Genomic DNA, 25,831 nt, shown 5'->3' with positions numbered 1-25,831 from the left:
TTTGAATAGCGAAAAATCAGCCTCGGAAATGACGATAGTCCTAGTGAAACGTGCACGGGCAGCTATCGAAAAAGAAGCGAATGAATTGATGGGTGAAGAGAGCTGGCGGACAGGCTCCTGAAGGAGCGCAGGAGAGCAGGCGAAGGCGGGGCCGGAAAGAAAGAAGCCAGCGCCTTCGCGATGAAAGGCGCTGGCTTGCGTGCTTGGGCGATGAGGCGAGGGTCAGCCCTGGACAACTTCCACGGGGCCGTGGTCATCGCAGTGGTCGCCGTGCGGGTGGTGCAGGCGGCCATTGACGAGAAAGTCGATGTGGTTGCCGTGCGGCACGGCTTCGTGGCCGCAGCCGGGGCCGTGCACGTGGCCCGGCTCGTGGCCGGCGCAAGGGGGCGTGCAGCCTTCGGGGTTGGTGTCGGAGACGGCGATGGAGTGCTCTTGCACGCGGCCTTCATGCGGGTGGTGCAGGTGGCCTTCTTGCAGGTAGTCCACGTGGCCGTTGTGACGGATGGCGGTGTGACCGCAGCCGGGGCCGTGCTGGTGGGGCGGCTGGTTGGCGGCAGCGGCGGCGGCCGCAGCGGCGGCGCAGGCGCAGGTGCTCATGGCGTTTCTCCTTTGATGTTTGAGGCGGGAAAATGAAGGTTTTTGGCGCCCGGTTTTCTGGCGCTTAATTCAGGGGAATGTCTTCTTCGTACAGCCGCAGGGTTTTCGCGGCTGAAACAAGGGCGCTGGAGGGAAAATAAAAGGTGTATTTGATGGCAGCGCTTTTGGGCACCGTGATGTCATTGTCCACGGAGCCGGAATAAGCCACGTATTTGTCTTGGTCCAGCAATTGCAGGTTTTTCTGTTCCATCAGGTTGGTGAGGCGGACGATACGGTCGGTTTTATTTTTGATGCCGATATTCACGGTGTACACGCCGGCGTCAAGATTGACGGAGAAAATCCTGATTTCCACGTAATCCTTGAATTTGCGGTCGTGGATGATGACGGCGTCGTCCAGGCTGGCGCCGCCCTGGCGGCCTTCGTCCCAGCCTTGCTTGACGCCCTTGATGATGTCTTTGCCGCTTTGCACTGCGCCAGAGACGGCGCCGGAAACGCTTTTGATGAGGCCGCTGTTTTTCTCGCCATCCTGCGCCTGCACCAGCATGGGCAGCGAAAGCAGCAGGGCGAGCGCCAGTGTTTTTTTCATGGTGTTTTCCGAAAGGCAATAGTGAATGGGGGCGGATTTTAGCGGGGCCGAATGCCAGGCGGGCAATAAGCGGAAAAAGGGGAGAAAACCGTTTTTCATTCCAGCGTGAGCACCACGGGCGCGTGGTCGCTGGGGCGCTGCCATTTGCGCGGGGCGCGGTCAATGGCGCAGGCGCGCGCTTGCGGCACAAGCGCCGTGCTGATGAGAATGTGGTCAATGCGCAGGCCACGGTTTTTCTGAAAGCTCAATTGGCGGTAATCCCACCATGAAAAGCTTTGTGGCGGCTGCTCGAACAGGCGGAAGGCGTCTTGCAGGCCCAGATTCAGCAGGCTGCGAAAGTGCGCGCGTTCTTCCGGGGTGTGCAGGATGGCACCCGCCAGGCCCACGGGGTCATGGCTGTCGCGGTCTTCGAACACGATGTTGAAGTCGCCCACCAGCGCCAGGCGCAGGTGGCGCGCCAGCTCCGCTTGCAGCCAGCCGTGCAGGGCGGTGAGCCAGCGCATTTTGTAATCAAACTTGTCGCAGCCTGGCTCTTGCCCATTGACGAAATAGCCATTGACCAGGCGCAGCGGCCCGCCCGGCGCGGGCACGGTGGCGGCAATGAGGCGGGCGTTGTCGTCGGCAAAGCCGCTGATGCCGCGCGTCACGTCTTCAGCCGCCAGCGGCTGGCGCAGCAGCAGCGCCACGCCGTTGTAAGTTTTTTGCCCGTAAACGGCGGCGCTGTAGCCAGCGGCGGCCAGCGCATCGTGCGGGAATTTTTCGTCGGCCATCTTCAGCTCTTGCAGCGCCAACACTTGCACGGGGTTGGCGGCCAGCCAGTCGAGCACGTGGGGCAGGCGGGCGGTGAGTGAATTGACGTTCCAGGTGGCGATTCGCATGGCGCGGGCAGGGCGGGGCAAAACGGCGTTTTTAACGGATGCGGCGTGCAGGCGGAGCAGGGCGGATGGGCCGCGCTGTCGGCAAGGCTGGCTCTGGCGCTGGGTTTCAAGGCCAAACCGGCCGCAAGTCCCCGTGGAATCAGCGCGGGCAGCTATCAAAAATGAAGTGAAATGGAGTAGGCTAGGGGCATGATGGATTCAAGGCCTGCCGCTGCGGCGGGCCGTCAGCCTTGCCATGCCTGCCTACATTGCCAAACGCCTGCTGCTGATGCTGCCCACGCTGCTGGGCGTGCTGCTGCTGACTTTCATCGTTTTGCAGTTCGTGCCGGGCGGGCCGGTGGAGCAGTACCTGGCCGAGGCCAAGGCGGCGGGCGGCGCGGCCGAAGGCGGCGCGCTCACTTACCGGGGCGGCCAGGGCGTGGATGAGGCGCGGCTGGCGCAGATCAAAAAGCTCTATGGCTTTGACAAGCCCGCGCACGAGCGCTTTTTCATCATGCTGCGGCAGTTCGCGCGCTTTGATCTGGGCACGAGTTTTTTCCAGAACAAGGATGTGTGGCAGCTCATCCGCGAGAAGCTGCCGGTTTCGGCCAGCCTGGGGCTGTGGACGTTTTTCATCTCTTACCTGGTGAGCGTGCCGCTGGGCGTGGCCAAGGCGGTGCGCGCGGGTTCGCGCTTTGACTTGGCGACCACCGTGCTGCTGCTGGCTGGCTACGCCATTCCGGGCTTTGTGCTGGGCGTGGCGCTGCTGGTGGTGTTTGGCGGGCAGTTGCAGTGGTTTCCGCTGCGGGGGCTGACGTCGGCCCACTTCGACGAGCTGTCTCTTTGGGGCAAGGTGGCCGATTACCTCTGGCACGTGACCCTGCCCGTGACGGCCATGGTGCTGGGCAGCTTTGCCACCACGGCCATGCTCACGCGCAACAGCTTTCTGGAAGAAATCCGCAAGCAATACGTGCTCACGGCGCGCGCCAAAGGGCTGGGCGAGCGGCAGGTGCTCTATGGACACGTGCTGCGCAATGCGCTCATTCCCATCGTCACGGGCTTTCCGGCGGCGTTCATCGGCGCGTTTTTCACGGGGGCGCTGCTGATTGAAACGCTGTTTTCGCTCGACGGCCTGGGGCTGCTGAGCTATGAAAGCGTGATTCGGCGCGACTACCCGGTGGTGCTGGGCACGCTGTATCTGTTTACCCTCATCAGCCTGGTGACGCGGCTGGTGTCTGACCTGTGTTACGTTTGGGTGGATCCGCGCGTCAAATTCGACTGAGTTGATGAAGGCAAGGATTGTTTTTTCCATAACCTTTCAAGGAGACAACCATGAGCTTTGAAGCTTTGTATGCCCAAAAACGCCTTTCCGCCCATGACGCCGTGCGCGTTGTGAAAAACGGCGACGCCATCGTCGTGCCCACGGGCGTGGCCGAGCCGCCCACGCTGCTCAAAGCGCTGAGCGATCAGCGCCGCGAGTTTGAAGGTGTGACGGTGGGCCAGATCCTGCCCATCCAGAAATACGACTACTTCGATCCCGAAACGAGCCGCAACGTGCGCCACCTGGCTTACTTTGTGGGCGGCCCTTCGCGCGCAGGCGCGCAGGCGGGCTGGATTGACTACGTGCCGGCCTACTTCTCCGAGCTGCCCGCGCTGATCGAGCAGGGCCTGGTCAAGTCCGACGTGGTGTTCAGCATGGCCTCGCCCATGGACAAGCACGGCTGGTTCTCTTTGAGCCTGGGGCCTGACTACACGATGGCCGCCATCAAGAAAGCGCGCGCGGTGGTGCTGGAAGTCAATCCCAACGTGCCCTTCGCCGCTGGCAACTGCCACATCCACATCTCGCAAGTCACGGCCCTGACCGAAAGCGAGGACCCGGTGCTTGAAGTGGGCCTGCCCAAGATCGGCCCCGTGCAGGAAGCCATTGGCAAATACGTGGCCGACATGATCGAAGACGGCGCCACCTTGCAAATCGGCTACGGTGCCATTCCTGACGCCGTGGTGATGCAGCTCACCCACAAGAAAGACTTGGGCGTGCACACCGAAATGATCGGCGACGGCATCATGACCCTGGTGGAAGCGGGCGTCATCACCAACCGCCGCAAGAACTACCTGCCCGGCAAGATGATCGCCACCTTCGGCCTGGGCAGCAAAAAGCTCTACCAGTTCATGGACCGCAACCCCGCCGTGGAAATGCACCCCGTGGACTTCACCAACGACCCCTACCTGGCCGGGCAAAACGACAAGCTCATTGCCATCAACGCCACCATGCAGATTGACTTTCTGGGCCAGTGCGGCTCTGAATCGCAAGGCATCAAGCCCTATTCGGGCACTGGCGGCCAGGCCGACTTCGTGCGCGCGGCCAACCGCAGCCGTGGCGGCAAGGCCTTCATCGTGCTGCCCTCCACCGCCAAGGACGACACCATCTCCCGCATCGCCCCCACGCTCACGCCCGGCACGCACGTGACCACCAGCAAAAACGACATCGACTACGTCGTCACCGAATACGGCGTCGCCCAGCTGCGCGGCCAGAGCGCCCAGCACCGCGCCAAGGCGCTCATCAGCATCGCCCACCCCAAATTCCGCGATGAACTGACCGAAGCGGCCAAGAAGATGAATCTGCTGTAAACCGCTCCACCCAAAAGGCAGGAAGCCAGTCCTTGCAGGGCGGTTTCCTGCCTTTTTATTAAAAGGCGCAATGCTGCCAGCGCTTCAAAACGGAACAACGATTATCAATGCCAGTTTGAGCAAACTATTTGATGAGCTTGGCAGGCATCATGAGCAATCATGGCATCTTCACAATTGAATAAAACAGTCTGAAAATAAACCTTGAATCCGTTTTGGATAATTCGGATAAGAATGTCTTGAGGAATAAGCGGCCCGCATTTGACTCATGCCTGATTTCGCCTCGCTTTCCCCTGCCCACCGCGCATGGCTGCGCTTCAAGCGCCACCGGCTGGGGTATTGGAGCCTGATGGCTTTTGCCGTGCTGGTGGCCCTCAGCCTGCTGGCGGAGCTGCTTTCCAACGACAAGCCGCTGATATTGCGCTACGAAGGCGCTTATTACTTTCCAATATTCAAAAGCTATCCGGAAACGGTTTTTGGCGGCGATTTCCACACGGAAACTGATTATCTTGATCCCTATATTCGCCAGCAATTTGAAAAACCCGGAAATTGGGCCATTTATCCGCCCAATCCGTATGGCGCGCAGACCATCAACTACTTTTCAGACGCGCCCGCGCCCGCCGCGCCTTCGCGCGAAAACTGGCTGGGCACCGATGATCGCGGACGCGATTTGCTGGCGCAGCTGCTGTACGGCTTTCGCGTCAGCGCGCTCTTTGGCCTGGCGCTTACCGCCCTGGGCGTGGCCCTGGGCGTGGCGGCAGGCGCTGCGCAGGGCTTTTTTGGCGGCAAGGTGGATTTGGCGGGCCAGCGCTTCATTGAAATCTGGAGCGCCATGCCGGAGCTGTATCTGCTCATCATCTTCAGCGCCGTGCTATCGCCCAGCGTGAGCCTGCTGATCGTGCTGCTGGGCCTGTTTGGCTGGATGGGCCTGTCGGACTACGTGCGCGCCGAATTCCTGCGCAACCGCCAGCTGGACTACGTGCGCGCCGCCCGCGCGCTGGGCGTGTCGCGCTGGCGGCTGGTGTGGTGGCACCTGCTGCCCAACAGCCTGACGCCCGTAGTCACCTTCCTGCCCTTTCGCATGAGCGCGGCCATTCTGGCATTGACTTCGCTCGACTTCCTGGGCCTGGGCGTGCCGCCCGGCACCCCTTCGCTGGGCGAGCTGCTTAGCCAGGGCAAAAACAACATCGACGCTTGGTGGATTTCCCTCTCCACCTTCGGCGTGCTGGTTGTCACCCTGCTGCTGCTCACCTTCACGGGCGACGCCCTGCGCGACGCGCTGGACCCGCGCAAGGCGCAGGCGTGAACCAGGGAAACACTGATCTTGCTTCAGTTTCTGGAGCGAGTTTGAGGAGTCTGACGACTGAGACGTCCGGGTACGGGCTGGATAGCTTGCTATTGCATATGCAGCAAATCTGTGTTTTGGGATTTGCGTAATGGTTGGACGAAGCTCTTTTATTGCCTTGCAGATTTCTGAATCTGCTGAATTCATTCACTGCTTTCGCAGTCTGGCGCAATCCCGGAAATGCTTCTTGTAACGTTTGGCCGGCAGATGAATCTGGCTCGTCTAAAACCAGTTTCTGATAAGCGTTGAGGTAATTCTTTCGAATGCGATGGAATGGTGCAGAAAGTGCTGCAGACATTCGATGCAATCAAAAATGACAATCTCAATGCTGCCAGTTTTTCGCAAAACGTTGCGGTGTATTCAGTCACCATAGGGTTGATTGCATCCGTGGTGACAAACAGACAGTTGTGAATTCTGGTTGGCGCTCTGGTTATCTTGGCTGCAGCCGCGTCAATGTCGTCTTGCGTGACGCGCTTCATTTTCATTTCGCAGGTTGTAATGACTGAATTCTCGCCTACAAAACAGATTGCTGTGTCACCTAATGAGCCAGTCTGGAGGCCGGCTGCATGATGCGAATTCAGAGGCAGCATGCTTTCAAACAATTGAGTCTCTGCGATCTTGTAGGCAGCAACAACCCAAACTGGTAAACGGCGGACGTTATTGCAGGCGGCGGGCGCTGAAAGAAGCCTGAATCAGCTATCAAATACATAGCTGATGGTCCTAGTGGAACGGGCGCAAGCGGGATTTTTATACCCGCTAGATTTGCTCCGGTTTTTAATACGCCTGAGCGGCACTGGGCCGCACGGTTGTTACCTGAGCGGGATGAATTCAGGGGTGCCCGGCTTGCAGCCAGACGCAGGCGGCCATGCGGCCCGTAACGGGGCGGGCGCGATAGGAGTGAAAAAGCTGCGGCTGGCTGAAGGTGCACCAGGCGGGGCTGCCGTCGTTGCCCCAGGTGGGAATGCCCAGCGCGGCCAGCCGTTGGCGGGCGAGGGCGGGCAGATGGGCCAGCCATTTGCCGCCGGGGCGGGGGGAAAAGCAGGCGGCGGCTTCAGGGCGGGCGGCGGTGAAGGCAGCGCGCACTTCGGGGCCGACTTCAAAGGCGTCAGGGCCGATGCAGGGGCCTAGCCAGGCCACGACTTCGACGGCGGATGTGGCGGACGCTGCAGATGCGGGCGGGTGCGGCCCCAGGCGACGCACGGCCTGCGCCGCAGCTTCGATCACGCCGCCCGCCAGCCCGCGCCAGCCCGCATGGGCGGCAGCCACTGCCGCGCCATCCGCGCGGGCCAGCAGCACGGGCAGGCAGTCGGCCACCATGACGGTGCAGGCTACGCCGGAGCTGGCGGTAACGGCGGCATCAGCAGGCTGGCCGTCAGGCGCGTACGCATCAAGTTCCGCTACGTGGCAGCCATGCATCTGCTTCAGAAAAACAGGCCGCGCGCCCGTGCAGGCGGCCAGCGCGGCGCGGTGTGAGGCCACGGCCTGCGGTGCGTCGCCGACGTGATCCGCCAGGTTGAAGCCGCCCCAGGGCGCGGCCGACGGCGCGTCACCTGCTGGGCAAGAGCGTGTGGTGCAGACGGCCCGCACGCCGGGCGGGGCGGGCCAGTCCGGCACGAGCCAGTCTGCGGGCAGCGGGAGGCGGCTCATGAGGCCTCATCAATTCATGGGAGTGCCGACGGGAGTGGAGTAGCCGGGCTGCTGCTGATACGCGGGTTGCTGATGTGTTGGCTGCTGGTAGGCGGGTTGCTGCTGGGCGCGTTCGGCCAGGAAGATTTCCACGCGGCGGTTGCGCGCACGGCCCTCGGCAGTGGCGTTGCTGGCGATGGGTTCGCGCGAGCCGCGCCCTTCGGTCTGGATGCGGGCGCTGCTGACGCCGCGAGAAACGAGGTAGTCGCGCACGCTGGCGGCGCGGTTGCGGGCCAGGGGGTCGTTGATGGCGTCGTTGCCGCTGCTGTCGGCATGACCGACGATGACGATTTCCAGGCCCGGCTGCTGGCTCAGGCCGTTGGCAAAGGTGTCCAGCACAGGGCGCAGGCCAGAGACGATTTGCGCGCTGTTGGTGGCAAAGGAAATGTCGCTGGGCACGCTGAGCTTGAGCTGGTTGTCGGCCGTCTGCTCCACCCTGACGCCGGTGCCTGCGGTCACGCGCTCCATGTCGCGGCGCTTGTTTTCCATGTACTGCGTCCAGGCGTAGGTGCCCAGCGCGCCTACGGCCGCGCCAATGGCCGCACCCCGGCCATCGCCAATGAGGCCGCCCGCCGCCGCGCCCACGCCGGTGCCGATCATGACGTTGCGCTGCCCTTCAGTGACGTTGGCGCAGCCAGCCAGCACGGCGGCGGTGCAGGCGGCGGCCAGCAGGCGGGCGGCGCAGGGGCTTGGGGATGAGGTCATGGCAAATCTCCTTTGCGAGTGAAACAGGGGCGGGCATGCTAGCAGGGCAGGGCGCTGGCGTATCGGTCCGGCGCATGCTGCTCAGGAAGGCAGGAAGGCAGGAAGGCAGGAAGGCAGGAAGGCAGGAAGGCAGGAAGGCCAGGCGCATGGCCTTTCGCGAAAAAAGCGCCACAAATGCGTATATCGCGGCGGGAGGAATTCATCTTTTTATTCACAAATGAGAATTGTTATTATCAATATAAATTTCCCCTTCAGAGACCGAGCCGATGGAAATCCGGCGTATTTGACTTGTTTCAAGGATGGGTTTTTGAGATTCGCTATGCTCCACCGTCGTTTTTCAACCTCGGAGAAATTGAACCATGAGTTCAGGAGCATCAAGCGGGTTCACCAAGCAGATGGCCCGCAACATCTTCTACGGTGGGTCGCTGTTTTTCATTTTCATCTTCATCGGGCTGGTGTTTGATTCCGAACGCCGCATTCCGGAGCGCAGCAACCAGTCGCAAATGAGCGAAGCGGTGGTGCGCGGCAAGAAAATCTGGGAAACGCGCAACTGCGTGGGCTGCCACTCGCTGCTGGGCGAGGGCGCGTATTTCGCGCCGGAGCTGGGCAACGTTTACAAGCGCCGAGGCGGCGACGATGGCGGCGCCGAGTTCATCAAAGGCTGGATGCAGGCGCAGCCGCTGGGCGCAAAGGGCCGCCGCCAGATGCCGCAGTTCAACCTGACGGATGAGCAGCTCGACGACCTCGTCGAGTTCCTGAAATGGACCGGCGAAATCGATACTGAAAGCTGGCCGCCCAATATCGAAGGCTGATCGCCGCACGAGAGGATTCATCCATCATGAGCAATACCACCTTTACCCTCAAATACAAGTCGCAGGCGGTTGCCAAGCCGTATTTCATTGCGGCGCTGGGCCTGTTTGTGGGCCAGATCATTTTTGGTCTGGTCATGGGCGTGCAGTACATCTACGGCGACTTTCTGTTCCCGCACATTCCGTTCAATGTGGCCCGCATGGTGCACACGAACTTGCTGATCGTGTGGCTGCTGTTCGGCTTCATGGGCGCAGCCTATTACATGGTGCCCGAAGAAGCGGAAACCGAGCTTTACAGCCCTGGACTTGCGCTGCTGATGTTCTGGATTTTCCTGGCAGCAGGCGCAGCCACCATCCTGGGCTATCTGCTGGTGCCCTACGCCCGGCTGGCGGAGCTGACCGGCAATGACCTGCTCATGACCATGGGCCGCGAGTTTCTGGAGCAGCCGCTGCCGACCAAGGTGGGCATCGTCATCGTGGCGCTGGCCATGCTGTTCAACCTGAGCATGACCTATCTGAAAGGCCGCAAGACCACTGTCACCACCATCCTGATGATTGGGCTGTGGGGCCTGGCGCTGATGTTCCTGTTCTCGTTCTACAACCCGCACGATCTGGTGCGCGACAAGATGTACTGGTGGTTCGTGGTTCACCTCTGGGTGGAAGGCGTGTGGGAGCTGATTCTGGCTTCGCTGCTGGCCTACGTGCTCATCAAGACCACTGGCGCTGACCGCGAAGTGGTGGACAAGTGGATTTACGTGATCATGGCCACGGCCCTGTTCTCGGGCATTCTGGGCACGGCTCACCACTATTACTTCATCGGCCTGCCGGGCTACTGGCACTTGGTCGGCAACATCTTCTCCTCGCTGGAGCCGATTCCCTTCTTCCTGCTGACGCTGTTTGCCTACCGCATGGTTCAGCGCCGCCGCCGTGACCACGCCAACCAGGCTGCCGTGGTGTGGGCATTGGGCTGCACGGTGCTGGGCTTTTTGGGCGCTGGCATCTGGGGCTTCCTGCACACGCTCTCGTGGGTGAACTACTACTCGCACGGCACGCAGCTGACGGCTTCGCACGGCCACCTGGCTTTCTATGGCGCTTATGCGCTGGTGGTGATTTGCCTGATCAGCTACGCCATGCCCACCTTGCGCGGCCGCGTGGCCAACAGCCGCGCTTCGCAGACGGTGGAAATCTGGTCGTTCTGGATCATGAGCGTCGGCATGGGCGTGATTACCCTGGCGCTGACGCTGGCCGGCGCGGTGCAGATTTACCTGCAACGCTTCCCGACCGATGGCGCCATGGCCTTCATGGCCGCGCAAGACCAGATCGTCTTCTTCTACTGGGTGCGCCTGTTTGGCGGCGTAGCCTTCCTGATCGGTCTGGTGCTGTATCTCGCCAGCTTCTTCATCGGCGGCGAGCCGGTGGAAGGCAACTGGTATGGCCGCCGTGGCGGCGTGATGCCCGGCGTGGCCCAACGCGTGCGCCACGGTGAATAAAACCGCAGTGCGCCAGCAATGACAGATGCGCGGAGCGTTGAAAAACCCGTGATGCGCCCCCCATCTGTCTGACGATCCCGATCGCCGCAACCTGCAAGAGGGAGCGGCGATTTTTTTTCAGCCTTTTGTCGTTTCACCAAGAGAGAAAGCCGATGTCCGCAACCGATCAGGCCCAGGCCGCCATTCCGTTTTATGCCGAACAGGCCGATGAATGCCGCGTGTTTGAACACGCATTCCGGCAGCGCCTGCCAGTGCTGCTCAAAGGCCCCACGGGCTGCGGCAAAACGCGGTTTGTGGAACACATGGCCGCCCGCTTGGGCCGCCCGCTGATTACCGTGAGCTGCCATGACGACCTGACGGCCGCCGACCTCGTTGGGCGCTTTCTCATCGGCGACGGCAACACCGTCTGGTCTGACGGCCCGCTGGCGCGCGCCGTGCGCCAGGGCGCCCTCTGCTATCTGGACGAAGTGGTGGAAGCCCGCAAAGACACCACAGTCGTGCTCCACCCGCTGACTGACGACCGCCGCATCCTGCCCATCGAGCGCACGGGCGAGCTGCTGCAAGCGCCGCCCGGCTTCATGCTGGTCGTCTCCTACAACCCTGGCTATCAGAACCTGCTCAAAAACCTCAAGCCCAGCACGCGCCAGCGCTTTGTGGCCCTGGGCTTTGACTACCCCGTGGCTGATGTGGAGCAGCGCATCATCGAAAAAGAAGCCCATGCCAGCCCTGAGCTGGCTACGCGCCTGGTGCGGCTGGCCACGGCCTTGCGCCGCCTGACGGATCAAGACCTTGAAGAAACCGTCAGCACGCGCTTGCTGGTGGTGGCAGGCCGCCTGATCGTGGCCGGGCTGGACGAACGCACCGCCTGCCGCGCCGCCATCGTCGATGCCCTCACCGACGACCACGACACCGCCGCCGCCCTCGATGAAGTCGTGCAGGCCGTGTGGGCGCCGCAAGACTGAACGGGTTCAAAAAAGCCGCAACAACGGAGCAAGCATCATGGAAGAGTGGGTGGGCGAACGCTGGCACCGCCTCATCATGCGCGTGGCGGACCCTTCCTTCATGGAAGCGGCCGTGCCGCTGGAGGACGTGACCCGTGCCGTTGAATTGCTGTTTCGCGCAGCCGGGGGCGACGCTGCCGTGCGCGTGGCGACCGCTTCGGCACAAAAAATCGGCGGGCGGCGCAGCTGGGTTCAGAAAATCGCGGGCTATGGCGAGCGCGCCGCCGTCACCTCGCTGGACGGCGAAACCCTGGCTTTGCCGCCAACCATTGCCGTGTTCGACAGCCGCGAACTCAACCGTGCCCTTTACCTGTGGCTGGCCGCTCTTGCCGCCAGTCATGAAACCACGTCTGCGGGCTGGCTGGCCGACAACGTGGCTGCTGCCCGCCGCGCCCTGCGCACCTACCCCGGCCTGCGCGTGCGCTTTTGCCGCCTGGTCGATGCCCACCTGGCCCAGCGCACCCCGCCCGAAAAAATAAAAAGCACGGCAGGCCAGCGGGCCGAGCGCGCCATCGTGCAAACGCTCAAGGCCCTGCGCGACTTTGCCGCCGCCGGCCCCCAATCGCCAGCCTGGAGCGACCCGGCCCAGCCGCTGCCCGGCGTGCCGGAAAACACGGCTATCGTCCACGCCGTCGATACCGCGCCCGTCTGGCTCTGGCTGCTTCATGCCGCCCCCCCGCCCGCCGGCCCTGCGCGCGACGACGACCCTGATGCCGCCCGCCCGCGCAACAACAAACACACCCAGCAAGACAACAAGCGCCGCCGCGCCAGCCGCACGCAAGACACCAGCAACCGCAACGGGCTGATGATGTTCTTCCGCGCCGAATCCATCTTGAGCTGGGGCGAATTCGTTCGCGTCAATCGCGCGGGCGACGATCAAGACGATCACGACGCCACCAAAGTGGCCGACGACATGGACGAACTCGCCATCGCCAAAGGCGGCGAAACGCTGGCCGCGCGCGTCAAGTTCGACCTCGACCTGCCCAGCGCCGCCTGGGACGATCTGCCCGTGGGCGAAGGCGAACCCCTGCCCGAATGGGACTTCAAAGCCCACACACTGCGCCCCGACGTATGCCGCGCACAGCGCCTGCGCCCCCGCTCCGAAGACAAAATCGCAGAAGCCAGCGCAGAAAAAGCCAGCGGCACAACAGCCGACACCGCCCAGCAGGCGGCGCAAGCGCAATCCGGCGACGACCCCAAAAAACGCGAACCGAGCGCCATCGACCGCTACAAACTCCGCGCTACCGAACGCCAGGTGCGCCGCCGCTTTGAAGCCCTGCGCGCCGGCCCCCGCTGGCTGCACGGCCTGCTGCAAGGCGAGGAACTGGACCTGGATGCCTGGGTGCGCTTCCGCGTAGACCACCACGGCAGCCACCACAGCGAATCGCCCCCCATCTTCTCGCAGCGCATGCGCACCGAGCGCAGCCTGGCCAGCGTCGTGCTGGCCGACATCTCGCTCTCCACCGACGCCTACGCCACACAAGACGACCGCGTCATCGACCTCATCCGCGACAGCCTGCTTGTCTTCGGCGGCGCGCTCGACAGCGTTGGCGACCCCTTTGAAATGCTCGGCTTTTCGTCCGTGCGCCGCAACGTGCGCATCCACGAACTCAAACGCTTTGGCGAAAGCTGGGACACCGCCGCGCAAGAGCGCGTGGCCGCCATCAAACCCGGCTACTACACCCGCATGGGCGCGGCCATCCGCCACGGAACCAAACGCCTCAGCCAGCGGCCCGAACGCCAGCGCCTGCTGCTCATCCTCTCCGACGGCAAACCCAACGACCTGGACCAATACGAAGGCCGCTACGGTCTGGAAGACACCCGCCACGCCGTGCACGAAGCCCGCCAGGCCGGCCTCGTGCCCTTCTGCGTCACCATCGACCAGCAGGCGCACGGCTACCTGCCGCATCTCTTCGGCTCACGCGGTTTTGCCCTCATCCACCGCCCCGAGCAACTCGCCCGCGCGCTCACACAGGTGTATGTAAAGCTCACCGCCGCCGCCCGGTAGCGCCGCCATCAAATCCTGGGCATGCTTCTTCATCAAGACGTGGCACCTCTTTAGAGGCTGTCCTCAAAAATGGAGTTTGCGGCAAACGATTGTCATGTGCCTAAGCGACATGAGCGATGAACAGTTGGAGATTGTGCAAAAGTACTTTCCGGCAGGTAAACGCGCAGGTAGGCTGCTGGTGCGCAGCGCCCGAGACATGATCAACGCCATCTTCTCATCTTCTATATGCAAGCCACTGGCTGTCAGTAGCGCGCTGCCCAAGAACTATCCGCTCTGGAAACGGGTCTACAACACCTTTGCTCGCTGGTGCCAGCGCAGCGTGTGGGACGTGCTACTGGCGCTGCTGCGCCAGTAGGTGCGCGCCAAGACGAGCAGGCGGACCGGACCCAGCGTGGTCATCATCGACTCCCAATCCGTCAAGATCGTCTCAAAAAGGCACAAGCGCCATATTGCCGTAGACACAATGGGACTGCTGCTGGCCGTGGTGGCGCCTTTAGCAGGTATTCAGGATCGGGTGGGAGCCAAGGCTTTGCTGATCAGGCTGTTTATGTACTTTTGGTGTCTCAAGATAAGTCAATTGGGAAAGCAGTACAAGGACTACGAGATCAGCGTGGCATCAGCTGAAGCCTTCGTCAAGATCGCTTGCATTCGGCATATGCAGGCTTCTGGAATGGCTTTGAGGACAGTCTTTAAACGTCAAACATCACATTGTGGTAGCTATCCAAGGCTTGCCCCACGTCGAGGCATTGAAAGTTAAGGCAAGCAATTGTTAGAATGTATCAAGCTTTGCGAACCTATTTTGAACCAAAAGCAAAACCTGCTGTGCGATGTCGCTACGCTGAACCGACCTTTGCGCTTGGGGTTGGAGGACGTCTTGGGCGAGCACGTAACAGCGTATCAAGAGACACGGACTTCGCGCCTTTAGGCTCATGCAAAATGTTGAACACAGCTTCATCTAGCTGGAGAAGAGCTGGAAGGTGTGGGGAAACTGCTAACGCTCGCTCAACATCAGCCTCCAGTCCATGCATCTCACATTCACGGTACCAGCTGCGCAGGAGATCATGTGCAGGATTGTAGTCACTCAATCGGTGACATGTAGACAAAAATGCTATTATCGATAGCAGATTGATGAGAGAGTATGTTAATCTTGCTTTTAAATTCAGTTTGCGCTAAGTTAGCGACTCTATTGTATTGCATATTGTGAAGGAGAAAAATGTTGATTCAGTCTATTCCTGGTACTAAGCATTTATTAATGCTTGCTGCGATTGCAGCTTTAGCTGCTTGTGGCGGTGGCGGAGATTCTGTTCCTGCGCCAACGGCTACGCCAACACCAACGGCTACGCCAACACCAACGGCTACGCCAACACCAACGGCTACGCCAACACCAACGGCTACGCCAACACCAACGGCTACGCCAACGCCAACGGCTACGCCAACACCTGAACCTCAAGCGCCCGTTATTGCTGAAAAGTGGCGGAGCAGCCGATTATTAGTTGCGGCTACTGCAGAGACAGCTCAAAACACGCCAACAATAGGGAGTGGCGTTGTATTGGATGACGCTGGAAATGCTACTATGCTTTATGCCACTAGATCAAATACGCAAGGAATGGCATCGTCTGTTTATGTGATACGCGGCAAGGTAAATGCTGATGGCGTAGCTACGTGGAGCACCCCTCTGTTATTAGGAGAGAGTACGAGTAGTCATTCGCGATTCATTGTTGGAAGTATCGCGGGATCTCCAAATGGGAATGTTATTGTTACTTGGCTTGGAAAAAATAACTGTTTATCAGATAGCTATGAGAAACCTCCTGCTTTATGTACATTTCTTATGTTTTCACGGTATGAAAACACGACAGGCACTTGGTCTGCTCCAGAACCGTTAACAGACTTTCCTGATCTATTAGGATTTTCTCAAGTGCATGAGCCTGCTATAGATGATGCGGGAAATATTGCTATTCATCATCTTTATTGGGAACCCAAGGAGGGTAGTGATAAAGGTGAAATCGTAGAGCGCCGTGCGATTAGCTATCGGCCTGCGGGACATACACAATGGCAACGACATATTTTCAAGAATATTAATGTTGCAGACCGATCAGTTTTTAGTATGGATAATTCCGGAAATATGATTTGGGCCTCTTCTGCTAAGCAAAAAACTGGTAGAGTCAATGTCATGGTTTCTCGAGGAACATTTGATGGTGGGTTTGAAGATGTACGAATTATGGACTCGCGCCAAAGCGGAGGTAGTTTAAGCGCTGCACATATTAACAAAGGATATGCTGCTGTACAATGGGTGCAAACTATTGGTTCATCAGATATTAGATTCGTTGCGGTTGCTGATGTAGGAAATGACTGGCAAGTTAACGATATTGGACGCGCGTGGTTTGATGGAAGCGCCAATAATACAGCAGGTTTTATTGCGAATACAGCCAAAGTCTTTCCCTTGGTCGTAGGGGATGGCGGGCGCGTTTATGCATACAACTTGATGCCAGGGGGTGAGTTTGCGGATGCTAATAGTGACAAATGTTATGTTTATGTAAAAGATGGGGTTGGTGGCCAATGGAGCCAACAAGAATTGCCTAAGGGCGTTCCTTGCTTGGGAAAATGGTCGGGTTTTTTTGTTAATACATTTAATCGGAATGGAGATTTGCTTACGATCAGTGGTGAGGGGCGTTGGAGTGTGTACAGTGCAGCAACAAATAAGATAATTCGATCTTTTTCGGGTCCCTCTCTTAATGGCCGTAATGGATTCGATCCTGTTCAAGTTCTACCTAGAATGGTTGCTGCATACAACAATAATGGTGAAGCAGCATTAGTTGTTTCTTCTGCATATGAGCAGTTGCCTACTGAAACATCAGGAGGAATTCTAAGGAATGGTTACTATAATTTATGGGGATTTATTCGTTAGGCTTTCTTATATTTAGGGCGTGTCTCAAATCCTGATCATGTAACATGATCAGGAGCGTGACACGCCTTGACAGATGTCCAATGGGCACACGTCCAAGACCTTTTGTCCGGCAGGGCTGGCCATATGGGATGCCCTGCAGTCAATCTCGCCTGTTTGTCGATGCTGCACTCTATCGCTGCCGTGCTGAGATACCTTGGCGTGATCCGCCTGAGAGGCTGTCCCCAAAATCATCTCAAGGGCCTGACCATGCGCCGAATGCAAGCAATCTTGATAAATGCTTCGGCTGAAGCCACGCTGACCTCGTAGTCCTTGCTCATTCTTCTAGATTGACTCAGCCAGGCAAAAGCCCTCTGCACAACCCAGCGCTTGGGCAATACCCTGAAGACGCGCTGCTGGCAGCGCTTGATCACCTGCATGTTCCAACCCAACATGCTCAGTGCCCAATTGATCAGGCTGCACGAGTAGCTGCCATCGACAAAGATGGTCTTCAGACTCTCAAAGTACAAGAACAGCCTGATCTGCAAAGCCCTGACTCCTGCCCGGTCTTGGATGCCAGTCGAGTGCACCACCACGGCCAGCAGCAGCCCCATTGTGTCTGAGGCTATGTGGCGCTTGCGCCCTTTGACTCTTTTGCCTGCGGTCATATCCGCGCTGCCCCCTTTTGAGACGGTCTTGACCGATTGAGAGTCGATGATGGCTGTGCTGGGCCTGGCCTGCCTTCCTGCCTTAGCGCGCACTTGCTGGCGCAGCAGCGCCAGCAGAACGTCCCGCACGCCGCGCCGACGCCAGCGGGCAAAGGTGTTGCAGACCTGTTTGCAGGGCGGGTAGTCCTTGGGTAGTGCGTGCCACTGGCAACCCGTGGCTTGTATATGGAAGATGGCGTTAATCATGTTTCGGGCGCTGTGCTCCCGAGGACGTCCTCTCTTGTTCATTTCAGCAAAGTGTTTGGCCAGCACTTGCCACTGCTTATCGCTCATGCCACTTGAATGAACATGACGATTGTTTGCCGCATATTCCCTCTTTGAGGACGGCTTCTCAGGTCTTTTGAGGGCGTGTTGCCCGTCAATTGATGCGAATTAGCGCGAAAACAGGGCAATTTGCATTAAATTGTTACATGATAGCCGCCCCTTTCTCCTCGGCCGCTCCTCGGGCGCTGCGCCAAAACCCAGGGTATCCACTTATATCCGCGCCTCCATTTCGGGCCATCTGCATAGTTACCCCAGCTATCGCAAACCTACGTGAAATGTTTGAATAGCCACGTTTTCAACCCAAGCAAGGAGCAACACTATGGCAACCCTGACCAGAGAAACCTTTCAGACCACTTACAACATTCAAATCCGCAGCCTGAATGACGGCACATTGGGCATGTCGCGCAATGACAATTTGCACAAGACGCTGGATGAACTCCGGCAGCTCCCGCCTGACCAGCGAGAAGGCGTGCTGACCCATCTAGGAGATACCGACCTCAATGAATTGGCCAGTGACGTCAATGCCACAGGCATCTTTGGCGCTGGCGGCCTGTCGCATGATGAAAAGCGCACCCTGTTCGACACGCTGGCCGAAAGCAGCACAGGCAAAGACCTGGCCCGCTTGGCCAGCGCCTTTGACAGCCGCGACGACACGCAGATGCTGGCCGAGTCAGTTGCCAATAAAGGTTCGCTGCAAAGCCGCAGGGCCTATATCGAAGCCATGTCGCCCCGCACGGCTGACAATGATTACGGACACTCCTTTGCCCTTGGCGGAGCCATGACGGAAAAGGTGGACAAAGATGCCAAAGCCATCCTGACCGTGCTCAACAGCTTTGACACGGGCACGTCCGAAGGCCGCGCTTCATTTGATCAGGCCATCAACAATCTGCCCCAGTCCGTGCTGAACAATGTGGTTAAAGCTGGAGTCAGTGAGACAACTTACACCGGTCAAGGCAGCTATAGCGTGTTCTATAGGACTGAAACCGTCAATAAGCTGCTGGACCGGGCAGCGAAAAGCGGAGAGGCTGCTGTCAAGGGAAAAATATTTTCATCTGCGGCAGATGTCGTATCCCGCATGCGCGCCGTTCAAAACGCCCTTCTCGTGGGCTCGGCGGCCAACCCCAATATCCAGGACATTACGGGGCGCATGACGACCTTGATGAACACGGATCCACGAGGCATCACAGATTCGCTCAAGGAAGATAGATATGGGACAAGACTCTGTACATATGTATCGGAAGTGCTACGTAATAATCAAGAAGATGGGGCCAAGGTTCTGGGTGAACAGTTGGCTCAATTAAAAGGAGCAGGCACAGGACAATTGCCTATTTATTTTTTTGAACAAACAGATCCGGGAACTCTAGGAACACCCTACTATAAGAACGCTGAAACACTAGGGTATTATGCCGGTGCCTTGCGAGCAAGTGTTGATAAACTTAGTGCTGACGCTACCAAGACAGGATCTATTGTCAAGAGTATTTTGAATGCTAGCATAGGTGCAGCAGGCTTAGGACCAACGGGAAGTGTGGCTCCAGTATTGACTGACGCCATGATAGATGAAGCTGTGAATGCAGCAAACAACAATCGAACAGAACTTGCGCAAAAATTAGAAGACTTGGCCGTGCCGCTAGATTCAAATGGAAAATATTATCGTGGCCCAGCCACAGCCGCTTTTAATGCCATAGCGGCCAAAGTACGCGCCCAATAAATTATAGGTGTATTTGAATAACGGAGGCTGCGTTTGCGCAACCTCCGTTATTAATATCATTAATGTGCTCAACTGTATTTCTTGCTATTTATGTTTAACTCTTTGCGACTCTTGCTTGTTTTCATTTTTCTTATATTGGCACTTTTGGCGTGCTCAAAACATATGGCCGATTTAAAATCCTTGCAGATTCCAGGTGTGGAGCCTTTTGACTCTCGCGATGAAAGCACGCTGCCGCTGGATTTGGTAACAACCCGGCTGGCTCATGATTTCGTGGCCAGAGGCGCAGCGCGCGGCGCGGATGGACAAGTGCTGGCTGCCGATGCCACAACCACCGATGAAGATATTGCGCGCTCGGTGGATGAATGGCTGGGGCCAGGCTGGAAACGCAGCGCGGGATTTGATTCCAGCAGGCCGCATATTCACGTCATGGTCTGGGAAACCACAGGATGGCATAAACGTTTTTATGCGCTTGCAGCCTGGGATGAAGTCAGCGTCAGCACGGAAGGCCGTCCGTATCGCCCAATACAGTCAGTGTTTTCGCGCCATTAGCCATTGATCATGTTCAGCCTTGCACATCGCCTGATTGCAATGGCTCTGCCCGCATGTTCGCCGCCCGACAAAACTGACTTGCTGTCCCTGTCCGTGTCTGTGTCCCTGTCCGTGTCTGTGCCGAATGTGGAATTCAATCCTACGAGGACGAAAGCTCAACGCCGCTTCTGAAAGCAGCAACCGAACTGGCTGAAAATTTCATTGACAGAGGAGCCAAGCGCGGCATTAATGGGCAGTCGCTGATTACCAATGCCACAACCACCGACGAAGACATTGCCCGCTCGGTGGATGAATTGCTGGGGCCAGGCTGGAAACGCAGCGCGGGATTTGATTCCAGCAGGCCGCATATTCACGTCATGGTCTGGGAAACCACGGGATGGTATAAACGTTTTTATGCTATTGCAACCTGGGATGAAGTTTATTCTGATATAGAAGGCCGCCGGTACCGTCCAATGCGATCGGTATTTTCACGCCATTCAGCAGGAAAAATATTTTCATGGTTGTCAAAACAATGAGCACAAAAAATCCGCTGCAAATGGCGTGTGAAGCGGACTAACGCTGAACGCTACCAAGCGCTTTTATGCCATTGCAGCCTGGGACAAGGTGAGCGTCAGCACGAAGGGGCGTGTGTATCGGCCACTGGAAACGGTGTTTTCGCGCCATTGAACGCGCGCCGGTCTGGCGCTGACAGATGCGCAAGGAAGCTGGCCTCATCTCATGAGGGCGCGGTGAAGCAGGGCAGGCCCGTGGTTGGGGCTGCTGCAAGGCTTGCCTAGCGCCCGGCTGCAAGGGGAAAGAGGGCATGGAGCAGGCAGCAGATATACCCCGAATTCGCTCCTTTATTCAGAGCATGATGTCCTAGTGGACTGGGCGCGAGATGCCTTTTTAGCCCCTTTGAATTTGCTCCTGCTTTTGGGGCATCCCGGCAGGTGGTTCGGAGCGCGCTCAGAGGAAGCGGTCGAGCAGCTTGCGGCTTTGCCGGTCCATGTCTTGCAGCTTGCGGATGAGGTATTGCACGCCGTGGGCGTCGCTGATGATGAGCAGGTCGGCGCCCAGGCGGCGGATGTCTTCTTCGCCTTTGAGGGTGAGCCAGGTTTCGCCCCGGTCGGTTTGCACGTGCCAGTGGCTGGGGGTGGCAAAGCTGCTGACGGCCAGCACGCGCTGGATGGTTGGCATGAATTCGCGCTGCTCCAGCGCTTCGGTCACGAGGACGCGCGCGGCCGGGGGCAGATCGGCCAGGCGGGCGATCCAGGCGCATTCGTGGCCGTCGGCGTCCAGCAGGCTGATGCCTTCTTCGGGGGCGTGGATGGGGAAGGCGCGCACGGCGGCCACGCCCGTGTGGGCGCGGCCTGCCGCGTCGGTGAGGATGAGGCGGCCAAAGGCGTCGCGCTCCAGGGTGAAGTCAGCGCTCATTGCTCGGCCTCTTGGGGTGGGTTGGGGAATGTGCCGGGGGGCGCGTCTGTGGCCAAAACGGCGGCCAAATGGGCGTGATCGGCGCCCGCCAGCATGCGTTCGCGCTCGGCTTTTTCCTGTCGCGCCTGGGCCTGGTAGAGGCGCCAGTAGTGACCGCGCCGGGCCATGAGTTCGTCGTGGGCGCCTTCTTCCACTTTCTGGCCTTTGTCCATGACGATGAGGCGGTCGGCCTTGTTGAGGGTGGAGAGGCGGTGGGCGATGGCGATGGTGGTGCGGCCTTTGACGAGGTTGTCCAGCGCTTTCTGGATTTCGCGCTCGGTTTCGGTATCGACCGAGGCGGTGGCTTCGTCAAGGATGAGGATGCGCGGGTTGATGAGCAGCGCGCGGGCGATGCTCAGGCGCTGGCGCTCACCGCCCGACAGGCCCTGGCCGCGCTCGCCCACGAGCGAGTCGTAGCCTTGCGGCAGGCGCAGGATGAATTCGTGGGCGTGGGCGGCGCGGGCGGCGGCCACGATTTCCTCGCGCGTGGCTTCAGGCTTGCCGTAGGCGATGTTTTCGGCCACGGTGCCGAAAAAGAGAAATGGCTCTTGCAGCACCAGGCCGATGTGGCGGCGGTAGTCGGCCACGCGCACCTGGCGCAAGTCCACGCCATCGACCAGGATGGCGCCTTCGGTCACGTCATAAAAGCGGCAGATGAGATTGACGAGCGTGCTTTTGCCGGAGCCGCTGTGGCCGACCAGGCCCACCATTTCGCCCGGTTCGATGGTGAGGCTGAGGTCGCGGATAACGGAGCGGTTGCCGTAGCGCATGGCGGCGTGGCGCACTTCAATGCGGCCTTGCACGTTGTCGAGCGGCACGGGGTTTTTCGCTTCGGGCACGCTGGAGACGTGGTCCAGGATTTCAAAAATGCGCCGCGTGCCCGTGGCCGCCTTTTGCGTGACCGAGACGATGCGGCTCATGGAGTCCAGCCGCGTGTAAAAGCGCCCGATGTAGGCCACAAAGGCCGTGAGCACGCCCACGGTGATGGCGTGGCGGCTGACTTGCCAGATGCCAAAGGCCCAGACGATGAGCAGCCCGATTTCAGTGAGCAGCGTGACAGTGGGCGTGAACAGCGACCACAGGCGGTTGAGCCGGTCGTTGGCGATGAAGTTGTGGCGGTTGGCGGTGCGGAAGCGCTCGCTTTCGCGCCCTTCCTGCGCAAACGCCTTGACGACGCGAATGCCCGGAATGGTGTCGGCCAGCACGTTGGTCACTTCGGCCCAGACGCGGGCCATTTTTTCAAAGCCGGTGCGCAGGCGGTCGCGCACGGTGTGGATGAGCCAGGCAATGACGGGCAGCGGCGCAAGGGTGACGAGCGCCAGCTTCGGGTCGATGGAAAAGAGGATGGCGGCGGTCATCAGCATCATCAGCACGTCGGTGGCGAAGTCCAGCAGGTGCAGCGACAAGAAGGTGTTGATGCGGTCGGTGTCCGAGCCGATGCGCGCCATGAGGTCGCCCGTGCGGCGGCTGCCGAAGTATTCGAGCGACAGGCGCAGCAGGTGGTCGTAGGTGGTGGTGCGCAAGTCGGCGCCCATGCGCTCAGAGACGACGGAGAGGATGTAGGTGCGGCTCCAGCCCAGCGCCCAGGCCAGCAGGGCCGATCCCAGCAGCCCGGTCAGCAGCATGGCGACGTAGCCCGCGTCGATGGCCTGCCCGTTCTGGAAGGGGATGAGCACCTTGTCCATCAGCGGCATGGTCAGGTAAGGCGGCACCAGCGTGGCCGCCGTGGCCGCCAGCGTCAGCACAAAGCCCGCCAGCAGACGGCTCTTGTAGGGGCGGGCAAAGCGCCACAGGCGAAACAGCGTCCAGGTGGAAGGCGGTTTTTCGTCTTCGGCCTCCGGCGCGTCTTCCTGCGGCTCGGCGGGCAGGGGCTGGCGCTTTTGCGGCGGCAAGTCCAGCTGCTGCATCAGGTGCTCGAACTGCGCCAGCAGCGCCAGCGCGGCCGGGTTGCGGCCCAGCGTGAAGCGCCAGACGGCCAGGCGCTCGCTGGCATCGCGCAATTGCAGCGTGCCTACGCCCGCGTGGTCGGTGTGCTGAAGCGCCAGACCGGGCAATAAGTCACGGCTTTGCCATTTTTTTTCATCGCCCTGAAAAGCCAGAATCCGCTCATTTGTAAGCAAAACAGCGCCTTTGCCAAAGCGCAGGCGCTCATCCAGATCGGTTTCAAGGGCGGCCCAGACGCTCTCGCCGGGCCGCAGGGAAGCGCCCTGCGCCAGCGCCGTCAGGCTGATGCTGGCGCCGGGGCGTGCTTCGTGCTGGTGTGCAGACATATTCGTGACAAAAGAAACAAAAGCCGCCAAGGGCACGGCCGCGGCAAATAGAGACAATCCGTGCCCTTGCACACAACTACACCTCAGGCAAAGGACGAACGAAATGCGTTTTCTCCCCCAGCGCGGCGAACGGCATGCAGACCAGGGCCGCCCGCAAGAAAGCGGCGCATTTTATGGCCCGGTTTTTGGCCCCGTTTTGCAGATCAAGGCCCAAACCGCCGGTCTTCCCGCCGCTGCGCGCAAACCGGAAAATGGCGCGCAACTGGCTGCGCCGCAACGGAAATTCGCTGATATGAAGATTCTGCGCATGAACTGGGTGCGCGGCCCCAGCGTGTGGACTTACCGCTCCATCATCGAGGCGGTGCTCGATATCGGCGAGCTGGAAGACTTCCCCTCCAACACCATCCCCGGCTACTACGAGCGCCTGACGGCCTGGCTGCCGGGGCTGGTGGAACACAAGTGCGGCGTGGGCGAGCGCGGCGGCTTCCTGCAGCGCCTGCGCGAAGGCACCTGGCCCGGCCACGTGATGGAGCACGTGGCGCTGGAGCTGCAAATGCAGGCGGGCATGAACACCGCCTTCGGCAAAACCCGCATGACGGGCGAGCACGCGGTCTACAAAGTGGTGATCCGCGCGTTTGACGAAGCCGTGGGCCGCCTGGCGCTGGAATCGGCGCGCGATCTGGTCATGGCCGCCATCAACGGCACGCCGTATGACGTGCCCGCCGCCATCGCCCGGCTGAAGGCGCTGGGCGAGCAGCGCTGCTTTTCCGCCGGCACCGCCTGCATCGTGGACGCGGCGCTGGCGCGCGGCATTCCCTGCATCCGCCTGAACGAGAGCAATCTGGTGCAGCTCGGGCACGGCGCGGCGCAGCGCCGCATCTGGGCCACCACCACGGACCGTACCAGCGCCATTGCAGCGGGCATCTCGCGCGACAAAGACCTGCTGCGCGGCCTGCTCAAAGGCGCGGGCATTCCCGTGCCCGAAGGCCGCGTGGCCAACAGCGCCGAAGACGCCTGGGAAGCCGCCGAAGACATCGGCCTGCCCGTCACCGTCAAATCCGCCATTGGCGGACGCGAGCGCGGTCTGGCGCTGAACCTTTCCACGCGCGAGCAGGTCATGGCCGCCTGGCAAGCCGCCGACGCGCTGGGCGATGACGTGATCGTCGAGAAATTCATTCCCGGCCACGCCTGCCGCCTGCTGGTGGCCGGCGGCAGGGTGGTGGCCGCCACGCGCTACGCCGAAGCCCACAGCACGCAAAACGGCAGCGACGCCACGTCGCAAATTCACCCCGGCACCGCCGCGCTGGCCGCGCTGGCCGTGCGCGTGACGGGGCTGGACATTGCTGGCGTGGACCTGGTGGCGCAAGACCTGGCCGCGCCCCTGCCCGGCCAGGGCGTGATCGTGGGCGTGCACGCCGGGCCGGATCTGCGGATGCATCTGCGCCCCAGCGTCTATGACCCGCCGCCCGTGGGCGAGGCCATCGTGGAGCACCTGTTTCCGCTGGGCGAAAGCGGCCGCATCCCCATCGTGGGCATGCTGGGCGGCGGCGCGTCGTCGTTCGCGCCGCGCCTGGTGTCTTCCTGGCTGCACCTGCACGGGCTGCGCACCGCGCTGGCCTGCCAGGAAGGGCTGTTTCTGGGCGCGCGCCAGCTCTCCAAAAGCGACTCGCGCGGTTACGACGCCGGCGAGCGCATGCTCATCAACCGCACCGTGCAGGCCGCCGTGTTTGAAACCACGCCCCGCCACATCCTGGCCGAAGGGCTGCCGTACGACCGCTGCCAGGTGGGCGTGGTGCTGGCCATGCCCTCGCACGAAGGCTTGCAGGAGCACTACGTGAGCGAGGCGCGGCAAATGCCCGGCGTGGCGCGCACGCAAGTCGATGTGGTGCTGCCCACGGGCGCGGCCGTGCTCAATGCCGATGACCCCGCCGTGCTGGCGCTGGCCGAATACAGCGACGGCGAAGTGCTGCTCTTCAGCCTGGACGAACAAAACCCCGCGCTCACCGCCCACCGCGCGCGCGGCGGCCGCGTGGTCTTCGCCCGTCCGCAAGGCGTGGTGCTGGCGCAAGGCAGCGGGCCGGAGCAAATGCTTTCCGTGCCGCCTTCCACGCGCACGCGCATCGGCTGCGACGCGCCTGACGACGTGCGCCGCCATATCCTGGCCGCCGTGGCCGCCGCCTGGGCGCTGAACCTGCCCATTGAACTGGTGCACGCGGGCCTGCTGCACATGCGCAAGAGCGTGGCCATGTCGGCCTATCACTGACAAACCG

At 60.3% G+C, this 25,831-nt stretch carries 24 protein-coding genes; 15 read left to right on the top strand and 9 right to left on the bottom strand.

Features of this window, described 5'->3' with window-relative positions; translation table 11 throughout:
* Nucleotides 1–222 precede the first annotated feature (222 nt).
* The 3 genes from QB898_RS07240 to xth all read right to left on the bottom strand — a co-directional run bounded on the left by QB898_RS07240 (nt 223) and on the right by xth (nt 2,061).
* Entirely contained in the window at nt 223–597 is a 375-nt protein-coding gene (locus tag QB898_RS07240) for a hypothetical protein (RefSeq protein WP_102283958.1), read from the bottom strand.
* 64 nt (nt 598–661) lie between these two features.
* Nucleotides 662–1,183 (bottom strand): hypothetical protein, encoded by a 522-nt coding sequence (locus QB898_RS07235; RefSeq protein ID WP_279524404.1) that lies wholly within the window; start codon nt 1,181–1,183, stop codon nt 662–664.
* Nucleotides 1,184–1,278: 95 nt separating this feature from the next.
* On the bottom strand, nt 1,279–2,061 hold the full coding sequence (gene xth / locus QB898_RS07230; RefSeq protein WP_279524403.1) for an exodeoxyribonuclease III: 783 nt from the start codon (nt 2,059–2,061) through the stop codon (nt 1,279–1,281).
* A 235-nt stretch (nt 2,062–2,296) separates the two neighbouring features.
* On the opposite strand from xth, the gene QB898_RS07225 reads away from it, so the two are divergent.
* From QB898_RS07225 to QB898_RS07215, 3 genes are all read left to right on the top strand, one after another.
* Nucleotides 2,297–3,322 carry an ABC transporter permease subunit gene (locus tag QB898_RS07225; protein WP_279524402.1) on the top strand — a complete coding sequence of 342 codons (1,026 nt, stop codon included), beginning with the start codon at nt 2,297–2,299 and terminating at the stop codon, nt 3,320–3,322.
* Nucleotides 3,323–3,372: 50 nt separating this feature from the next.
* Nucleotides 3,373–4,668: an acetyl-CoA hydrolase/transferase family protein gene (locus tag QB898_RS07220; protein ID WP_050714649.1), complete on the top strand. Its 1,296-nt coding sequence runs from the start codon at nt 3,373–3,375 to the stop codon at nt 4,666–4,668.
* A gap of 265 nt (nt 4,669–4,933) precedes the next feature.
* The gene (locus QB898_RS07215) at nt 4,934–5,971 is read left to right on the top strand and encodes an ABC transporter permease (protein ID WP_279524401.1); all 1,038 of its coding nucleotides are present in this window, start codon (nt 4,934–4,936) and stop codon (nt 5,969–5,971) included.
* 182 nt (nt 5,972–6,153) lie between these two features.
* Here QB898_RS07215 and QB898_RS07210 read toward each other — a convergent pair whose 3' ends face one another.
* The 3 genes from QB898_RS07210 to QB898_RS07200 all read right to left on the bottom strand — a co-directional run bounded on the left by QB898_RS07210 (nt 6,154) and on the right by QB898_RS07200 (nt 8,401).
* The gene (locus QB898_RS07210; RefSeq protein ID WP_279524400.1) at nt 6,154–6,600 is read right to left on the bottom strand and encodes a hypothetical protein; all 447 of its coding nucleotides are present in this window, start codon (nt 6,598–6,600) and stop codon (nt 6,154–6,156) included.
* Between the two features lie 238 nt (nt 6,601–6,838).
* Nucleotides 6,839–7,657: a purine nucleoside phosphorylase YfiH/LACC1 family protein gene (locus QB898_RS07205; RefSeq protein ID WP_279524399.1), complete on the bottom strand. Its 819-nt coding sequence runs from the start codon at nt 7,655–7,657 to the stop codon at nt 6,839–6,841.
* 9 nt (nt 7,658–7,666) lie between these two features.
* Entirely contained in the window at nt 7,667–8,401 is a 735-nt protein-coding gene (locus tag QB898_RS07200; protein WP_279524398.1) for a YiaD family glycine zipper/OmpA-like lipoprotein, read from the bottom strand.
* Between the two features lie 395 nt (nt 8,402–8,796).
* Here QB898_RS07200 and QB898_RS07195 point away from each other — a divergent pair, with 395 nt between their 5' ends.
* From QB898_RS07195 to QB898_RS07160, 8 genes are all read left to right on the top strand, one after another.
* On the top strand, nt 8,797–9,213 hold the full coding sequence (locus QB898_RS07195; protein ID WP_279524397.1) for a c-type cytochrome: 417 nt from the start codon (nt 8,797–8,799) through the stop codon (nt 9,211–9,213).
* A gap of 26 nt (nt 9,214–9,239) precedes the next feature.
* Nucleotides 9,240–10,700: a cbb3-type cytochrome c oxidase subunit I gene (locus tag QB898_RS07190; RefSeq protein WP_050714644.1), complete on the top strand. Its 1,461-nt coding sequence runs from the start codon at nt 9,240–9,242 to the stop codon at nt 10,698–10,700.
* Nucleotides 10,701–10,852: 152 nt separating this feature from the next.
* Nucleotides 10,853–11,662: an AAA family ATPase gene (locus tag QB898_RS07185; protein WP_279524396.1), complete on the top strand. Its 810-nt coding sequence runs from the start codon at nt 10,853–10,855 to the stop codon at nt 11,660–11,662.
* A 37-nt stretch (nt 11,663–11,699) separates the two neighbouring features.
* Entirely contained in the window at nt 11,700–13,709 is a 2,010-nt protein-coding gene (locus QB898_RS07180) for a nitric oxide reductase activation protein NorD (protein ID WP_279524395.1), read from the top strand.
* A 109-nt stretch (nt 13,710–13,818) separates the two neighbouring features.
* Entirely contained in the window at nt 13,819–14,064 is a 246-nt protein-coding gene (locus tag QB898_RS07175; RefSeq protein WP_279524394.1) for a transposase, read from the top strand.
* A gap of 36 nt (nt 14,065–14,100) precedes the next feature.
* Entirely contained in the window at nt 14,101–14,466 is a 366-nt protein-coding gene (locus QB898_RS13335) for a hypothetical protein (protein WP_428982759.1), read from the top strand.
* A 524-nt stretch (nt 14,467–14,990) separates the two neighbouring features.
* Nucleotides 14,991–15,152, top strand: a complete 162-nt coding sequence (locus QB898_RS07165; RefSeq protein WP_279524393.1) for a hypothetical protein — start codon at nt 14,991–14,993, stop codon at nt 15,150–15,152.
* Between the two features lie 163 nt (nt 15,153–15,315).
* On the top strand, nt 15,316–16,614 hold the full coding sequence (locus QB898_RS07160) for a hypothetical protein (protein WP_279524392.1): 1,299 nt from the start codon (nt 15,316–15,318) through the stop codon (nt 16,612–16,614).
* Between the two features lie 227 nt (nt 16,615–16,841).
* On the opposite strand, the gene QB898_RS07150 is transcribed toward QB898_RS07160, so the two are convergent.
* Nucleotides 16,842–17,591, bottom strand: coding sequence for an IS5 family transposase (locus QB898_RS07150; RefSeq protein ID WP_279524391.1), 750 nt, complete (start codon nt 17,589–17,591; stop codon nt 16,842–16,844).
* A 310-nt stretch (nt 17,592–17,901) separates the two neighbouring features.
* Here QB898_RS07150 and QB898_RS07145 point away from each other — a divergent pair, with 310 nt between their 5' ends.
* The 3 genes from QB898_RS07145 (at nt 17,902) to QB898_RS07135 (ending at nt 20,354) form a co-directional block, all read left to right on the top strand.
* A complete protein-coding gene (locus QB898_RS07145) occupies nt 17,902–19,290 on the top strand; it encodes a hypothetical protein (RefSeq protein ID WP_279524390.1) in 1,389 nt (462 codons plus the stop codon).
* Between the two features lie 111 nt (nt 19,291–19,401).
* Nucleotides 19,402–19,839 (top strand): hypothetical protein, encoded by a 438-nt coding sequence (locus QB898_RS07140; RefSeq protein WP_279524389.1) that lies wholly within the window; start codon nt 19,402–19,404, stop codon nt 19,837–19,839.
* A 284-nt stretch (nt 19,840–20,123) separates the two neighbouring features.
* Entirely contained in the window at nt 20,124–20,354 is a 231-nt protein-coding gene (locus QB898_RS07135) for a hypothetical protein (protein WP_279524388.1), read from the top strand.
* Nucleotides 20,355–20,784: 430 nt separating this feature from the next.
* On the opposite strand, the gene QB898_RS07130 is transcribed toward QB898_RS07135, so the two are convergent.
* Both QB898_RS07130 and QB898_RS07125 read right to left on the bottom strand, forming a co-directional pair.
* A complete protein-coding gene (locus QB898_RS07130) occupies nt 20,785–21,252 on the bottom strand; it encodes a cyanophycin metabolism-associated DUF1854 family protein (RefSeq protein WP_279524387.1) in 468 nt (155 codons plus the stop codon).
* Complete coding sequence (locus QB898_RS07125) at nt 21,249–23,561, bottom strand: cyanophycin metabolism-associated ABC transporter (RefSeq protein ID WP_279524385.1); 2,313 nt, start codon at nt 23,559–23,561, stop codon at nt 21,249–21,251. Before QB898_RS07125 ends, QB898_RS07130 begins: the two co-directional genes overlap by 4 nt.
* 292 nt (nt 23,562–23,853) lie before the next feature.
* On the opposite strand from QB898_RS07125, the gene QB898_RS07120 reads away from it, so the two are divergent.
* A complete protein-coding gene (locus QB898_RS07120; protein WP_279524384.1) occupies nt 23,854–25,824 on the top strand; it encodes a cyanophycin synthetase family protein in 1,971 nt (656 codons plus the stop codon).
* The last annotated feature ends 7 nt before the right edge of the window (nt 25,825–25,831 follow it).

The organism is Ottowia cancrivicina, assembly GCF_029813755.1.
Classification (GTDB): Bacteria; Pseudomonadota; Gammaproteobacteria; order Burkholderiales; family Burkholderiaceae_C; genus Ottowia; species Ottowia massiliensis.
The sequence above is the reverse complement of the archived record's forward strand: the minus strand, read 5'-3'. Positions and strand labels throughout refer to the sequence as shown.

Bases quoted from the DNA above. Each gene is read 5' to 3' on its own strand.
- QB898_RS07180 (WP_279524395.1), top strand. From the start codon at position 11,700: ATGGAAGAGTGGGTGGGCGAACGCTGGCACCGCCTCATCATGCGCGTG.
- QB898_RS07225 (WP_279524402.1), top strand. From the start codon at position 2,297: ATGCCTGCCTACATTGCCAAACGCCTGCTGCTGATGCTGCCCACGCTG.
- QB898_RS07120 (WP_279524384.1), top strand. From the start codon at position 23,854: ATGAAGATTCTGCGCATGAACTGGGTGCGCGGCCCCAGCGTGTGGACT.
- QB898_RS07160 (WP_279524392.1), top strand. From the start codon at position 15,316: ATGGCATCGTCTGTTTATGTGATACGCGGCAAGGTAAATGCTGATGGC.
- QB898_RS07150 (WP_279524391.1), bottom strand. From the start codon at position 17,591: ATGAGCGATAAGCAGTGGCAAGTGCTGGCCAAACACTTTGCTGAAATG.
- QB898_RS07210 (WP_279524400.1), bottom strand. From the start codon at position 6,600: ATGCTGCCTCTGAATTCGCATCATGCAGCCGGCCTCCAGACTGGCTCA.
- QB898_RS07125 (WP_279524385.1), bottom strand. From the start codon at position 23,561: ATGTCTGCACACCAGCACGAAGCACGCCCCGGCGCCAGCATCAGCCTG.
- QB898_RS07220 (WP_050714649.1), top strand. From the start codon at position 3,373: ATGAGCTTTGAAGCTTTGTATGCCCAAAAACGCCTTTCCGCCCATGAC.
- QB898_RS07190 (WP_050714644.1), top strand. From the start codon at position 9,240: ATGAGCAATACCACCTTTACCCTCAAATACAAGTCGCAGGCGGTTGCC.
- QB898_RS07205 (WP_279524399.1), bottom strand. From the start codon at position 7,657: ATGAGCCGCCTCCCGCTGCCCGCAGACTGGCTCGTGCCGGACTGGCCC.
- xth (WP_279524403.1), bottom strand. From the start codon at position 2,061: ATGCGAATCGCCACCTGGAACGTCAATTCACTCACCGCCCGCCTGCCC.
- QB898_RS07185 (WP_279524396.1), top strand. From the start codon at position 10,853: ATGTCCGCAACCGATCAGGCCCAGGCCGCCATTCCGTTTTATGCCGAA.
- QB898_RS07145 (WP_279524390.1), top strand. From the start codon at position 17,902: ATGGCAACCCTGACCAGAGAAACCTTTCAGACCACTTACAACATTCAA.
- QB898_RS07200 (WP_279524398.1), bottom strand. From the start codon at position 8,401: ATGACCTCATCCCCAAGCCCCTGCGCCGCCCGCCTGCTGGCCGCCGCC.
- QB898_RS07215 (WP_279524401.1), top strand. From the start codon at position 4,934: ATGCCTGATTTCGCCTCGCTTTCCCCTGCCCACCGCGCATGGCTGCGC.
- QB898_RS07240 (WP_102283958.1), bottom strand. From the start codon at position 597: ATGAGCACCTGCGCCTGCGCCGCCGCTGCGGCCGCCGCCGCTGCCGCC.
- QB898_RS07195 (WP_279524397.1), top strand. From the start codon at position 8,797: ATGGCCCGCAACATCTTCTACGGTGGGTCGCTGTTTTTCATTTTCATC.
- QB898_RS07235 (WP_279524404.1), bottom strand. From the start codon at position 1,183: ATGAAAAAAACACTGGCGCTCGCCCTGCTGCTTTCGCTGCCCATGCTG.
- QB898_RS07175 (WP_279524394.1), top strand. From the start codon at position 13,819: ATGAGCGATGAACAGTTGGAGATTGTGCAAAAGTACTTTCCGGCAGGT.
- QB898_RS07130 (WP_279524387.1), bottom strand. From the start codon at position 21,252: ATGAGCGCTGACTTCACCCTGGAGCGCGACGCCTTTGGCCGCCTCATC.